The sequence below is a fragment of the Streptomyces sp. NPDC048192 genome, assembly GCF_043202415.1.
In the GTDB taxonomy this organism is placed as follows: Bacteria; Actinomycetota; Actinomycetes; order Streptomycetales; family Streptomycetaceae; genus Streptomyces.
The window spans coordinates 20,067-33,039 of record NZ_JBIDAL010000002.1; the positions used below are offsets into that span (position 1 = coordinate 20,067).

At 74.4% G+C, this 12,973-nt stretch carries 11 protein-coding genes; 4 read left to right on the forward strand and 7 right to left on the reverse strand.

What is annotated here, in order from left to right; genetic code table 11:
* Positions 1 to 229: 229 nt before the first annotated feature.
* The 6 genes from ACGFZN_RS02905 to ACGFZN_RS02930 form a co-directional block, all read right to left on the reverse strand.
* Complete coding sequence (locus tag ACGFZN_RS02905; protein WP_393856694.1) at positions 230 to 679, reverse strand: DUF6098 family protein; 450 nt, start codon at positions 677 to 679, stop codon at positions 230 to 232.
* Between the two features lie 68 nt (positions 680 to 747).
* Positions 748 to 2,571, reverse strand: coding sequence for an ATP-binding protein (locus ACGFZN_RS02910; protein ID WP_393857170.1), 1,824 nt, complete (start codon positions 2,569 to 2,571; stop codon positions 748 to 750).
* A 59-nt stretch (positions 2,572 to 2,630) separates the two neighbouring features.
* The gene (locus tag ACGFZN_RS02915; protein WP_393856695.1) at positions 2,631 to 3,335 is read right to left on the reverse strand and encodes a response regulator transcription factor; all 705 of its coding nucleotides are present in this window, start codon (positions 3,333 to 3,335) and stop codon (positions 2,631 to 2,633) included.
* Positions 3,336 to 3,466: 131 nt separating this feature from the next.
* The gene (locus ACGFZN_RS02920) at positions 3,467 to 4,891 is read right to left on the reverse strand and encodes a M1 family metallopeptidase (protein WP_393856696.1); all 1,425 of its coding nucleotides are present in this window, start codon (positions 4,889 to 4,891) and stop codon (positions 3,467 to 3,469) included.
* Positions 4,892 to 5,008: 117 nt separating this feature from the next.
* Positions 5,009 to 6,682 carry an FAD-binding dehydrogenase gene (locus ACGFZN_RS02925; RefSeq protein WP_393856697.1) on the reverse strand — a complete coding sequence of 558 codons (1,674 nt, stop codon included), beginning with the start codon at positions 6,680 to 6,682 and terminating at the stop codon, positions 5,009 to 5,011.
* Complete coding sequence (locus ACGFZN_RS02930; protein WP_393856698.1) at positions 6,672 to 7,367, reverse strand: TetR/AcrR family transcriptional regulator; 696 nt, start codon at positions 7,365 to 7,367, stop codon at positions 6,672 to 6,674. Before ACGFZN_RS02930 ends, ACGFZN_RS02925 begins: the two co-directional genes overlap by 11 nt.
* A gap of 120 nt (positions 7,368 to 7,487) precedes the next feature.
* Between ACGFZN_RS02930 and ACGFZN_RS02935 the strand changes: the two genes are divergently transcribed.
* From ACGFZN_RS02935 to ACGFZN_RS02945, 3 genes are all read left to right on the forward strand, one after another.
* Positions 7,488 to 8,117, forward strand: coding sequence for an alpha-ketoglutarate-dependent dioxygenase AlkB (locus tag ACGFZN_RS02935; protein WP_393856699.1), 630 nt, complete (start codon positions 7,488 to 7,490; stop codon positions 8,115 to 8,117).
* Between the two features lie 79 nt (positions 8,118 to 8,196).
* Positions 8,197 to 8,943, forward strand: coding sequence for an MBL fold metallo-hydrolase (locus ACGFZN_RS02940; RefSeq protein WP_393856700.1), 747 nt, complete (start codon positions 8,197 to 8,199; stop codon positions 8,941 to 8,943).
* A gap of 31 nt (positions 8,944 to 8,974) precedes the next feature.
* Positions 8,975 to 10,210 (forward strand): DUF4032 domain-containing protein, encoded by a 1,236-nt coding sequence (locus tag ACGFZN_RS02945; protein ID WP_393856701.1) that lies wholly within the window; start codon positions 8,975 to 8,977, stop codon positions 10,208 to 10,210.
* A 1-nt stretch (position 10,211) separates the two neighbouring features.
* Here the strand turns inward: ACGFZN_RS02945 and ACGFZN_RS02950 are convergent, their stop codons facing one another.
* Positions 10,212 to 11,078: a universal stress protein gene (locus tag ACGFZN_RS02950; protein ID WP_393856702.1), complete on the reverse strand. Its 867-nt coding sequence runs from the start codon at positions 11,076 to 11,078 to the stop codon at positions 10,212 to 10,214.
* 217 nt (positions 11,079 to 11,295) lie between these two features.
* Here ACGFZN_RS02950 and ACGFZN_RS02955 point away from each other — a divergent pair, with 217 nt between their 5' ends.
* Complete coding sequence (locus ACGFZN_RS02955) at positions 11,296 to 12,972, forward strand: FAD-dependent oxidoreductase (RefSeq protein WP_393856703.1); 1,677 nt, start codon at positions 11,296 to 11,298, stop codon at positions 12,970 to 12,972.
* The last annotated feature ends 1 nt before the right edge of the window (position 12,973 follow it).

Sequence of the window (12,973 nt, forward strand, 5' to 3'; positions counted from 1 at the left end):
GCTCCGGCCTGTTCAACATCCGCCCGGCTGCGGGTGGTTCACCCCCGGCGCGCGCGGTGGGTCCGGCCGCGGTCACGGCCCCCGGTCGCAGTGCCGCTCGCTCCGGCCACGCCCTGCGCGGACCGGCCAGAGGGCGCGGCTGCCCGGCCCCGGCCACACCCCGGCGAGCCGCTTCCGGCGTCCCCGCGCACCGCTCCGGACCCCCGTCGGCGGCCGGTGACCTCGCGGCTCAGCGGCCGCTGCGGCGCAGGGTGCCCCAGGGGCGTTCCTGGCGGGTGACCTCGGTCTCGGCCTCGGTGATCGCCTCGTCCGCGATCCAGCACAGCGGCTCGACGTCCGTGACCAGCGGCTCGTTGTCGGGGCCCCGGCCCGTCTCCCGGCCCCGCAGGACCCACGGCCGTACGCCGGGGCCCTTCTCGTGCGGGAGGTGCGCGTAGTCGTACAGCCGCCGGGCCACCCACAGCTCCACCGACCGGTCGGCCCACCACTCCTCCACGTCGAGCGGATTGGCGGACAGCCCGGACATGGGTGCGCCGGTGAGGTCGTCGGTGCTGGAGACGTCGGCGAGGTCGGTGCCGGGCCCCTTGGACCAGCGCACGTACAGGCCCTGGGGGCCGTCCAGCAGGCGGGCCACCTCGGCGAGCGTGGACACGACCGGCATGTTCTCCGCTGCGCTCATGACCTGACCTCCCTCGACTGCGCCGCGCGACCGGAGTACCCCCGGTGCCTGCGGGGAATCTGAGGCGGTCAGGCGTCCTCGGCCGGCGGGCCGGCCGCGGGCAGCCGCAGGGTGAAGACCGCGCCGCCGCCGGGCTCGCCTGCGGCCTCGGCCGTGCCGCCGTGGGCGGCGACCAGGTGGCGCACGATGGGCAGGCCCAGGCCGCTGCCGCCGGTGCGCCGGCTGCGGGACTTCTCGGCGCGCCAGAACCGGTCGAAGACGTGCGGCAGGTCCTCGGGCGCGATGCCCGTGCCGGTGTCGGTCACGGTGAGGACCACGTCGGCGCCCTCCCGGCGGGCGGCGAGCGAGACCGTCCCGTCGGCCGGGGTGTGCCGCAGGGCGTTGGAGACCAGGTTGCCGAGCGCCTGCCGCATCCGTACCGGGTCGGCGTCCAGCCAGGCGCCGGCGTCGGCCTCGGTGCGCAGCGCGACCCCGGCGGCACCGGCGGCGATCCGGTGGGCGGCGGCGACCTGGTCCAGCAGGTCGGCGGCCCTGAGGGGCTCCGGGTGCAGCCGCAGGGTGCCGGCGTCGGCGGCGGCGAGGTCCTGGAGGTCGTCGATGATCCGCTGCAGGACGAGCGCCTCCTCGTGCAGCGACTCCAGCAGGGCCGGGTCGGGCTCGACGACGCCGTCGCGCACGACCTCCAGCCAGCCGCGGATGTTGGTGAGCGGGCTGCGCAGCTCGTGCGCGATGTCGCTGACCATCGCCTTGCGCTGGGCCTCCAGGCGGGCGCGCCGCTCGGTCAGGTCGTTGAAGGCCTCGGCGAGGATGCCGGTCTCGTCCCGGGTGGTCACCGGGACCCGCACGTGCAGGTCGGGCGGCGCCCCGGCGGCCTCGGTCAGCGCGCGCAGCGGCCGGACCAGGCGGGTGGCGACGAGCGCGGTCACGGCGACGGTGACGGCGAGGACCAGGCCGGCCGCGCCGATCACCTTGGCCTTGTTGGCCGGGGACATGTCGAAGCGGGAGGTGTTCCGGTCGCCGATGCCGAGGAACAGGTCGGCGACCGGGGCGACATAGGGCTCCAGCTGCGTGCGGCGGGCGGTCAGGAGGCACTGCCGGACGGCGTGCGCGGTCGTCTCGTCGCCCGCTCTGGTGAACTTCGCGACGAGAAGGCCGGCGCCGAAGGGGTCCTTGCCGCTCGGGTCGGGGATGAGCGGCAGCGGCCCGCGCAGATCGATGCCCACCTGGCCGAGGCACGGCCGGGCGAGGCCGGTGAGGTCGGTGAGGGCCCCGCGTTCCGTCGGGGTGGGCGTCTCCAGCCGGCCGTCCTCGCACACCGCCGCGCCGTACGCGGCGGGGTCGGCGCCGTCCGCGGGCGTGACCACGGGCCGTCCGGCTGCCGTGTGGACGACCGTGGCCCGCAGGCCGTACCGCGCGTAGCACCGCTTGCGCCGGGCGGCCAGCGCGTCCAGTCCTGCGCGTTCCTTCGCCGGGAGCCGGTAGGGGCCGACCGCACGGGGGTCGATGCCGCTGAGCTGGGCGCCCGTCTCGCTGTAGGTGTCGGTGCGCAGCGGGTCGACCGTGGCGGCGGGCCGGGGCGGCAGCGGGGTGCCGCGGGGCGCGGAGTCGGCGACGAGGGTGCGGTCGGTGGTGGTGAGGGCGATGCGGCGGCCGGTCTCGGCGGCCAGCCGGCGGACGGTGGCGCGGACGTCCGTCCAGTCGGAGTGGGTGGCCGCGTACCCGCTGAGCCGGGCCAGGATGCTGTTGTCGGCGGCGAGGTCCTGGCCCTGCTCCTCCTTCAGGGCGCTGGTGGTGGTGGTCACCGCGAGCCAGGCGGTGGCGGCCACCGAGCAGACGGCGATCAGCGCGGAGACGGAGAGCAGCCGCACCAGGAGTCTCTTGCGCACCGGGATCCGCCGCTTGACGGAGCCGGCCCGGCGGTCCGGGCGGGCGTCCGTGCGCCCCGGGCGTCTCACGGGCGGGGGCCGCTCAGCTTGTAGCCGACGCCGAAGACCGTCAGCAGCCGGACCGGGCGCCGCGGGTCGGTCTCGATCTTGCGGCGCAGGTTCATGATGTGCACGTCGACGGCCCGCTCGGTGGAGGCCCGGTCGAAGCCGCGGGTGCACTGCAGCAACTGCCGGCGGGTGAAGACCCGTTCCGGCTCCGCCGCCATGGCCAGCAGGATCTGGAACTCGGCCGGCGTGCAGTCCACGGGAACCCCGTCGCAGCGCACCTCGTGCCGTACGGGGTCGACGCTGATCCCGGCGGCCCGCACGGCGGGGTCCTCGTCCCGGCCGCCCGTGCCGCGCCCGCTGCGCCGGAGCACCGTGCGGATGCGGGCCATCAGCTCGCGCGGGCTGTACGGCTTGGTCATGTAGTCGTCGGCGCCGAGTCCGAGGCCGAGCAGCACGTCGTCCTCGGCGGAGCGGGCGGTGAGCATCACGACCGGTATCTCCGGGTCCGCTCCGCCGCGCAGCGCCCGGCACACCTCGAAGCCGTCGACGACCGGCAGCATCAGGTCCAGGACGACGAGGTCGGGCCTGAGTGCGCGGGCGGCGTCCAGGGCGGCGGCGCCGTCGTGCACCACCGTGGCGGTGTGTCCCTCGGCCAGCAGGGAGCGGCGGATCAGTTCGGCCTGCTTCTCGTCGTCCTCGGCGACCAGCACATGTGCGCACACGAGTTCGGATCCTAGGCGCCCGGAGCGCCCGGCGGGCGAGCCGGCGGGCGTATGCCCCGGGGGGCGACGGCGGCTGGGCGGCGGATCATGGTGCCGACCCTGGCCGACGCTTGTGTGGAACCGGTCAGGATTCAGGCGCGGTTCGGCTTGCCCTTCGTGAACAGCCAGGTGTGGAACAGCCCGTCCAGCCGCTTGCCCGAGACCTTCTCGGCGAGCCGCTGGAACTGGACCGTCGTGCCGTGGCCGTAGCGGTGGCCGGCCGCCCAGGCGCGCAGGATCCGGAAGAAGTCCCGGTCGCCGACGGCGCGGCGCAGCTCGTGCAGGGCCATGGCGCCGCGGGCGTAGACGGGCGTGTCGAAGATGTGCGCGCCGCTGCCCGGGTCGCCGGGCGGGAAGGCCCACAGGTGGTCGCTCGCCGGGCGGGCGTAGAGCGCGTCGAAGGTCTTCTGAGCGCTGTCGCCGCCGTGCTGCTCGGTGTAGAGCCACTCGGCGTAGGTGGCGAAGCCCTCGTTGAGCCAGATGTCCTTCCAGGCCGTCAGGGAGACGGAGTCGCCGAACCACTGGTGGGCGCTCTCGTGGACGAGGGTGCCGAGGTCGGGCGCGGAGTCGTACAGCGGCCGGGTCTGGGTCTCCAGGGCGTAGCCGACGTTCGCGTGGTCGACGACCGATCCGGCCGAGCGGAACGGGTACGGCCCGAACAGCGTGCTCTCCCAGGCGAGGACGGACGGCAGCTGCTTCAGCACCGGTACCGCCGCGCTCGCCTCGCGGGGGTCGACGGCGTTGTAGACGCGGATGCCGTCGCGGGTGGTGTACTGCTCGGTCTTGAACGTTCCGACGGTGGCGGTGGCCAGGTAGGCGGCCATCGGCTGGGTCTCGCGCCAGCGGAAGGTGGTACGGCCGTGCGCGGTGCGCTGCCCGAGCAGGACGCCGTTGGACACGGCCGTGCGCCCCTGGGGGACGGTGATCGTGATGTCGTACGACGACTTGTCCTTGGGGTGTGCGTTGGCCGGGAACCAGGTCATGGCGCCCTGCGGCTCGCCTGCGACGAAGGCGCCGTCGTCGGTGGGGATCCAGCCGTCGGCGCTGCCGTCGGGGTCGGTGACCGGTTTCGGGGTGCCGTGGTAGGCGACGGCGACGCGGAAGTCCCGGCCGGTGCGCAGGGTGTGGCGCGGGGTGACGACGAGTTCCTGGCCGGTGCGGCGGAAGGCCGCGGGGGCGCCGTCGACGGTGACGCGGGTGACCTTCAGGCCGGTCAGGTCGAGGTCGAAGCGGCTGAGGTTCTGGCCGGCGCGGGCGGCGAGCACGGCGGTGCCGTCGAGGCGCCGGGAGGTGGTGTCGTAGCGGAGCGTCATGTCGTAGTGCCGGACGTGGTAGCCGCCGTTGCCGCTGAGCGGGAAGTAGGGATCGCCCGCGCCGGGCGCGCCGGCCGTGCCCGGCGCCGCGGGCGCTGCGGCGCCGAGCAGTGCCGCCACGGCGACCGGGACGGCGGCGAGGACCGCCTCGCGGCGCAGGACACCGGTGCGGCGGCGGGCGGGCTGTCCGGGGCGTGGCGTCACGGGCGCTCCTCGGGAGGGGGTGGCGGGTGGCCGGCTGGCCGACAGACTAGGCGCGCCGGTGTGCCGGACTCCCCCTCATTCCGGTCAAGTCTCGCCGCCGGCCCGGGGCGCGAGGTCTCAGCCCGTGTGCGCGGCCGCGTGCCGGCCCGCGGCGCGCCCGGAGAACAGGCAGCCGCCGAGGAAGGTGCCCTCCAGCGCGTTGTAGCCGTGCACACCGCCGCCGCCGAAGCCGGCCACCTCGCCGGCCGCGTACAGCCCCTCGATCGGTGTGCCGTCGGCGGCCAGGGCGCGGGAGTCGAGGTCGGTCTGGATGCCGCCGAGGGTCTTGCGGGTGAGGATGTGCAGCTTGACGCCGATGAGCGGGCCCGCGGCGGGGTCGAGGATGCGGTGCGGCGTGGCGACCCGGCCGAGCCGGTCCCCTATGTAGCGGCGGGCGTTGCGGATGCCCTGGATCTGGGAGTCCTTGCTGTACGGGTTGGCCAGCTGCCGGTCGCGGGCCTCGATCTGGCGGCGCACCTCGGCCGGGTCCAGCAGGGGTTTTCCGGTCAGCGCGTTCATCTTGCCGACGAGCTGCTCCAGGCTGCGCGCGGTGACGAAGTCCGCGCCCTTGTCGACGAAGGCCTGCACCGGTGCGGGCGCGCCGCTGCCGAGCAGCCGGTCGCGCAGTACGGCCTTGCGGTCCTTGGCGGTGATGTCGGGGTTCTGCTCGGAGCCGGAGAGCGCGAACTCCTTCTCGATGATCTTCCGGGTGAGGATGAACCAGGAGTGGTCGTAGCCCGCGATGTCCTCGGTGGTGCGCAGGTACTTGAGGGTGCTGAGGGTGTCGTAGCCCGGCAGACAGGGGTCGGGCAGCCGGCGGCCGAGGGCGTCGAGCCAGATGGAGGACGGGCCGGGCAGGATGCGGATGCCGTGGCCGGGCCAGACGGGGTCCCAGTTGTGCAGGCCCTCGGTGTAGTGCCACATGCGGTCTCGGTTGACCAGCCGGACGCCGGCCTCGGCGCTGATGTCGAGCATCCGTCCGTCCACGTAGGCCGGGACGCCGGTGACCATCTCGGCTGGCGGGGTGCCGAGCCGGGCGGGCCAGTAGCGGCGGACGATGTCGTGGTCGGCGCCGATGCCTCCGGTGGTGACGACGACGGCCTGCGCGGTCAGTTCGAAGTCGCCGACGCGGTCGCGGTTGGAGGCGACGCCGCGCGGCGCGTGGTCGTCGGCGAGGACGGTGCCGCGCACCCCGCGTGCCGTGCCGCCGTCGACGACCAGTTCGTCGACCCGGTGGCGGTGGTGGAAGGTGAGCAGCCCGTCGCGTGCGGCCTGGCGGGCGTACTTCACGAAGGGTTCGACGACGCCGGTGCCGGTGCCCCACGCGATGTGGAAGCGGGGCACGGAGTTGCCGTGGCCGTCCGCCCTGAGGTCGCCGCGCTCGGCCCAGCCGACGGTGGGCAGCAGCTCGATGCCGTGGCCCTGCAGCCAGGACCGCTTCTCGCCGGCCGCGAACTCGACGTAGGCGCGGGCCCAGCGCACCGCCCAGGAGTCCTCGTCGTCCAGCCGGTCGAAACGGGCGCTGCCCTGCCAGTCGCTCCAGGCCAGGTCGAAGGAGTCCTTGATGCCGAGGCGGCGCTGCTCCGGGGAGCCGACGAGGAAGAGCCCGCCGAAGGACCAGAAGGCCTGTCCGCCGAGGTTGGCGGCGTTCTCCTGGTCGACCAGCGCGACCCGCCGGCCCCGGCTGGTCAGCTCGTGTGCCGCGACCAGGCCGGCGAGGCCCGCTCCGACGACGATGACATCAGCGTCCATCGTGACTGTGTCCTTCCTGAGGGTCCTCATGCGGGGTGCTGTGGGGGCGTGCGGTGGGGTGCGGGCCGCCGGGGGTGCGTCTGCCGTCGGTGAGGAGGGCGGTGAGCAGCTGTTTGAGCCAGACCCGGGCGGCCTCGACGTCCTTGTCCAGCAGCAGCTGGACGGTCACGCCGTCGTACGCGGCGACCACGGCGTGCGCGGCGCCGTCCGCGTCCCCGAGCACGGCGGGCAGGCCGGTGCGGCCGCGGGCCCGGAACAGCCGGTCGGCGATGGCCTCCCGGAGCCGGGCGCGGTGGTCGAGGAGGGCCCGGGCGACCTCGGGGTCGCGGGCCGCGTGCACCAGGAAGTCGGTCTTGACCAGCAGCCAGTCCACGTCGAGGAGCAGCACCTCGGTGACCCGGTCCACGGAGGCGGGCACGTCGAGTCCGGGTCCTTCCTGGGCGAGGGCCTCGGCCACCTGGGCGGCGATGAGGTCGGCGCGCTCCCGGTACAGCGCGAAGAACAGCTCGTCGAGCGTGGCGAAGTTGGAGTAGAAGGCGCCCCGGCTGAAGCCGGCCGCCTCGCAGACCTCCTCGATGGAGACCCGGCCGAAGCCCTTGGCGGCGAACACCCGGAACGCGGCGTCCAGCAGCCGTGCCCGCGTCCGCACCCGGCGCCGGGTGACCCGTGGGGCGGCGTCGTCCATCACGGCTCCCTCCGTCGGATACGCGAATGTATCCGATACACCGGTGCATCAAAAGCCCCGCACGATCGAGACCCGCACGATCATGGGAACACACTTTCGATTAGGGAGTACGCTGGGGACATGGCCACGCACCTCCAGGGGTCCCTGTTCGACCAGACCGACGAGCTGCGGCTCGGCCCGCTGGACGGGCTGCGCCGGACCGGACTCGGCTCCGGCGCCTGGATCGACGTGCTGCCGGGCTGGCTGAGCGGCGCCGACGCCCTGTTCGAGAAGCTCGCGGCCGAGGTGCCCTGGCGCGCCGAGCACCGGAAGATGTACGACAACGTGGTCGCCGTACCGCGCCTGCTGGCCTTCTACGGCGCCGGCGACCCGCTCCCCGATCCGGTGCTCGAGGAGGCGCGCGAGGCGTTGTCCCGGCACTACGCCGAGGAGCTGGGCGAGCCGTTCGCCACGGCCGGGCTGTGCTTCTACCGCGACGGCCGGGACAGCGTGGCCTGGCACGGGGACCGGATCGGCCGGGGCGCCCGCGAGGACACCATGGTCGCGATCCTCTCGGTCGGCGAGCCCCGCGACCTGCTGCTGCGCCCGGCCGGCGGAGGCGGTGCGACGGTGCGCCGCCCCCTCGGGCACGGCGACCTGATCGTGATGGGCGGCTCCTGCCAGCGGACCTGGGAGCACTGCGTGCCGAAGACCGCCCGGGCCGCGGGGCCGCGCATCAGCATCCAGTTCCGGCCGCAGGGCGTGCGGTGACACCAGCCGGTGGTGCGGGGCGACGGCGCATCTGGTTGGCTGTCCCCCGACGATCGGCCGCACAGGGCTCGGGGAGATCATGCGGGCAGAGGTACACCAGGTCGCCGACGGCACCTATCTGGTGCACGGCAACCACGTCAACTGGGTGATCCTGAAGGACGGCGACGCCGTCACGCTGGTGGACACCGGCTATCCGGGAGACCGCCAGGGACTCCTGGACTCCCTGGCCGAGGTGGGCAGTTCACCGGAGGCGGTGGCCGCCGTGCTGATCACCCACGCGCACAACGACCATCTGGGCTCGGCCGAGTACCTGCGCGCCGCCCACGGCACCCCCGTCTATCTGCACCCGGCCGAAGTGCCGCACGCACGACGGGACTTCCTGCAGCAGGCCACCATCGGGGACGTGGTGCGCAACGCCTGGCGGCCCGGTGTCGTGCCGTGGGCGCGGCACGTCATCAAGGTCGGCGGCACCCGGCACAACCCCGTCACCGCGCCCGAGCCGTTCCCGGCCGAGGGCCCGCTCGACCTGCCCGGCCGCCCGGTGCCCGTGCACACCCCGGGCCACACCGACGGCCACTGCGTCTACCACCTGCCCGAGGCGGGCATCGTCATCTCCGGCGACGCCCTGGCCACCGGCCACGCGACCTCGCGGATCGAGGGCCCCCAGATGCTCCTCGGCTTCTTCCACCACGAGCGCGCCCGGGCCGTGGCCTCGCTGGAGGTCATCGGCGCGCTCGACGGCGACACCCTGCTGCCCGGCCACGGCCCGGTGCACCGGGGCCCGGTGCGCGCGGCGGCCGAGCAGGCGCGGGAGCGGGCCTCCTAGAACGGGTGAGCGGGGCCTTAGGGTTCGTGCCATGGCCTTGCACATCAGCGCCACGAACCCGGAGCACCCCGCCCTGCTGCTCGCCCTCCCCTGGGACGTGCCCCTGGAGGAGTGGCCCGAGGAACACCTCGTGCCGCTCCCGAGGGGCATCTCCCGGCACGTCGTGCGGTACGCGCACGCCGGGGACGAGGTGATCGCCGTCAAGGAGCTGGCCGAGCGCCCCGCGCTGCGCGAGTACGAGCTGCTGCGCGACCTCGACCGGCTCGGCATCCCCGCCGTCGACCCGCTCGCCGTGGTCACCGGGCGCACCGACGGCGATGGCCGGCCACTGGAGCCGGCGCTGGTCACCCGGCATCTGCGCGGCTCGATGCCGTACCGCTCGATGTTCGAGACGACCATGCGCCCGGCGACCATGCACCGGCTGATGGACGCCCTGGCGGTGCTGCTGGTGCGCCTGCACCTGGCCGGGTTCGCCTGGGGCGACTGCTCCCTGTCGAACACGCTGTTCCGCCGGGACGCGGGCGCCTACGCCGCCTACCTGGTCGACGCCGAGACCGGCGACCTGCACCCCCGGCTGAGCCCCGGGCAGCGGGAGTACGACCTCGATCTGGCCCGGGTCAACATCAGCGGCGAGCTGCTGGACCTGGAGGCCTCCGGCGCGCTGCACCCCTCCGTCGACCCGGTGGAGTTCGGGCATGAGATCTGCACCCGGTACCAGGGCCTGTGGCAGGAGCTGACCCGCACCTCGGTGTACCCGGCGGGCAAGTACCACTACATCGAACGCCGTATCCGCCGCCTGAACGACCTCGGCTTCGACGTCGCCGAGATGCAGATCGAGCACTCCTCCAACGGCGACAGCGTCACCTTCGTGCCGAAGGTCGTCGACGCCGGCCACCACCAGCGGCAGCTGCTGCGGCTGACCGGCCTGGACGCGGAGGAGAACCAGGCGCGCCGGCTCCTGAACGACCTGGAGAGCTGGATGGCCACCCAGGAGGACTACGCCCCGGGCGACCCCCTCGCCGCCCGCCCCGAGGTGCTGGCCCACCGCTGGGTGCGGGACGTGTTCCGGCCCACCGTGCGGGCCGTGCCGCCCGAGCTGCGCGGCTCGATGGACCCGGCGGAGATCTACCACGAACTCCTCGAGCACCGCTGGTACCTGTCCGAGCGCGCCCAGCACGACATAGGCCTCGGCACAGCCGTCAAGGACTACATCGAGAAGGTGCTGCCCGCGGCGCGGACCGGCCTGGAGCCGGTCGAGGCCGAGTAGCTCACGCGTGCGGGACCACGGCGACCGGGCACCCGGCGTGGTGCAGCACCCCGTGCGCGACCGACCCGATCCGCGCGCCCACGGCACCGCGGTGCGCGCGGCGCCCCACGACCACCAGCTGGGCCCGCTCGGCCGCCGCGAGCAGCACCTGCCCGGCGCTGCCCATCTCGACCTGCTCGGCGACGGGCACGCCGGGGAACCGCTCCCGCCAGGGCCGCAGCGCCTCCGCGAGCGCCTGCCGTTCGTAGGGTTCGAGGCCGCCCGCGTCGTCGAGGAGCTTGAGCGAGCCGGGGCTGTAGGCGAACACCGGCGGCAGGGTCCACGCGCGCACCGCCCGGACGGCCGCGCCGCGGGCCGCCGCCGTCTCGAAGGCGAAGCGCAGGGCGGCCGCGCTGTCCTCGGGGTCGCCGTGCTGGCCGACCACGACGTCCCGCCCGGCGGCCTCCGCCGCGGGCCGGTCCCCGGCGCGCACCAGGACCACCGGCCTGCTCGCCTCGGTGATCACCTGCCGGCCGACCGAGCCCAGCAGGAACCCGAGGACGGCCCCGTGCCCCCGCGAGCCCAGCACCAGCATCTCGGCCTCCGTCCCGGCGCCGGACAGCACGTCCACGGGGTCGCCCTCGACGACGTCGACGCCCACCCGCAGCTCCGGATGCCGCTCGGAGACGCCCCGCACGGCGTCGGCCACGCCCTGCGACACCCACCCGTGCTGGGTGTCCCGGTCGGCGGTGGCGAGCGACTCGGCGTACCGCCAGGCGTGCACCACGCGCAGGGCCGACCCGCGGCGTACGGCCTCCCGGCAGGCCCAGTCCAGCGCGGCCAGGCTCTCCTCGGAGCCGTCCACTCCTGCCGTGATCGGGCGTGTCATGCGTGATCCCCTCGTCGTCGTCCCCGTCGTGGTCCTGGTGCCCACTATCGGGCACCGGCGCGCACGGGCCCGCTGATCCCCGCGCCGCCCGGGGTGACCGGACCGCCGGCCATATCCCCGGGCGAACCGGGGCGATCGAACATACGATGGCTGGGAACCGGCGCGGTGGTCCCCACGACACCGGTTCCGTGACAGCGAAGCTCGGGGTGGGAGACGTATGGCACAGGCCGCCGACACAGCGCGGACCGTCATCCTGACCGTGGACGACGACCCGGGGGTCTCCCGCGCCGTCGCCCGCGATCTGCGGCGGCGCTACGGCGAGTCGTACCGGATCGTGCGCGCCGAGTCCGGCCGGTCCGCGCTGGAGGCGCTGCGCGAACTGAAGCTGCGCGGCGACCTGGTGGCGGTGATCCTGGCCGACTACCGGATGCCGCAGATGAACGGCATCGAGTTCCTGGAGCAGGCGCTGGACGTCTATCCGGGCGCGCGGCGGGTGCTGCTCACCGCGTACGCGGACACCAGCGCGGCGATCGACGCGATCAACGTCGTCGACCTGGACCACTATCTGCTCAAGCCCTGGGACCCGCCGGAGGAGAAGCTCTACCCGGTCCTGGACGACCTGCTCGAGGCCTGGCGCGGCAGCGCGTACCGGCCCGTGCCCAGCACCAAGGTCGTCGGGCACCGCTGGTCCGCCCGGTCCTCGAACGTGCGCGAGTTCCTGGCCCGCAACCAGGTGCCCTACCGCTGGTACTCGGTGGAGGAACCCGAGGGCCGCCGGCTGCTGGCGGCCGCCGGAGCGGACGACGCGCGGCTGCCGCTGGTGATCACGCCGGACGGCGGCGTCCTCGTCGAGCCGGAGGCGCCGGAGCTGGCGGCGCGGGTGGGCCTGGCGACGACGCCGACGGCCGACTTCTACGACCTGATCGTGATCGGCGGCGGCCCGGCCGGGCTCGGCGCCGCCGTGTACGGGGCGTCCGAGGGGCTCAGGACCGTGCTGGTGGAGCGGTCGGCCACCGGCGGGCAGGCCGGGCAGAGCTCCCGGATCGAGAACTACCTGGGCTTCCCCGACGGGGTCTCCGGCGCCCAGCTCACCGACCGGGCGCGCCGGCAGGCCGCGAAGTTCGGCGCGGAGATCCTCACCGCCCGCGAGGTGACGGCGCTGGAGGCCAACGGCGCCGCCCGGGTCGTGCGCTTCGCGGACGGCACGGCGATCGCGGCGCACAGCGTGATCCTGGCGACCGGCGTGCAGTACCGGCAGCTGGAGGCGCAGGGCTGCACCGACCTCACCGGGTGCGGGGTGTTCTACGGCTCGGCGCTGACCGAGGCCGCGGCCTGCCAGGGGCAGGACATCTACATCGTCGGCGGCGCCAACTCGGCGGGGCAGGCGGCGATGTACCTGTCCCGGGGCGCGAAGTCGGTGACGCTGCTGGTGCGCGGGCCCGATCTGTCGGCGTCGATGTCGCACTACCTGATCCAGCAGATCAACGAGGCGCCGAACATCTCGGTGCGGCCGCACACCGTCGTGGAGGCGGCGCACGGCTCGGACCATCTGGAGCAGCTGACGCTGCGTGACACGGTGACCGGACAGACCGAACGGGTCGACGCGCAGTGGATGTTCGTGTTCATCGGCGCCGCCCCGCTGACGGACTGGCTGGGCGACGCGGTGCTGCGCGACGAGCGCGGGTTCATCCTGGCCGGGCCCGATCTGACCGCCGAGGGGCGGCCGCCGGCCGGCTGGGAGCTGGACCGGCCGCCGTACCACCTGGAGACGAGCGTCCCCGGCGTGTTCGTGGCCGGTGACGCGCGTGCCGAGTCCGCCAAGCGCGTGGCGTCCGCCGTCGGCGAGGGAGCGATGGCAGTCATGCTCGTCCACCGGTATCTGGAGCAGTCGTGAA

Bases quoted from the DNA above. Each gene is read 5' to 3' on its own strand.
- ACGFZN_RS02905 (WP_393856694.1), bottom strand. From the start codon at position 679: ATGAGCGCAGCGGAGAACATGCCGGTCGTGTCCACGCTCGCCGAGGTG.
- ACGFZN_RS02925 (WP_393856697.1), bottom strand. From the start codon at position 6,682: ATGGACGCTGATGTCATCGTCGTCGGAGCGGGCCTCGCCGGCCTGGTC.
- ACGFZN_RS02930 (WP_393856698.1), bottom strand. From the start codon at position 7,367: ATGGACGACGCCGCCCCACGGGTCACCCGGCGCCGGGTGCGGACGCGG.
- ACGFZN_RS02935 (WP_393856699.1), top strand. From the start codon at position 7,488: ATGGCCACGCACCTCCAGGGGTCCCTGTTCGACCAGACCGACGAGCTG.
- ACGFZN_RS02940 (WP_393856700.1), top strand. From the start codon at position 8,197: ATGCGGGCAGAGGTACACCAGGTCGCCGACGGCACCTATCTGGTGCAC.
- ACGFZN_RS02945 (WP_393856701.1), top strand. From the start codon at position 8,975: ATGGCCTTGCACATCAGCGCCACGAACCCGGAGCACCCCGCCCTGCTG.
- ACGFZN_RS02950 (WP_393856702.1), bottom strand. From the start codon at position 11,078: ATGACACGCCCGATCACGGCAGGAGTGGACGGCTCCGAGGAGAGCCTG.
- ACGFZN_RS02955 (WP_393856703.1), top strand. From the start codon at position 11,296: ATGGCACAGGCCGCCGACACAGCGCGGACCGTCATCCTGACCGTGGAC.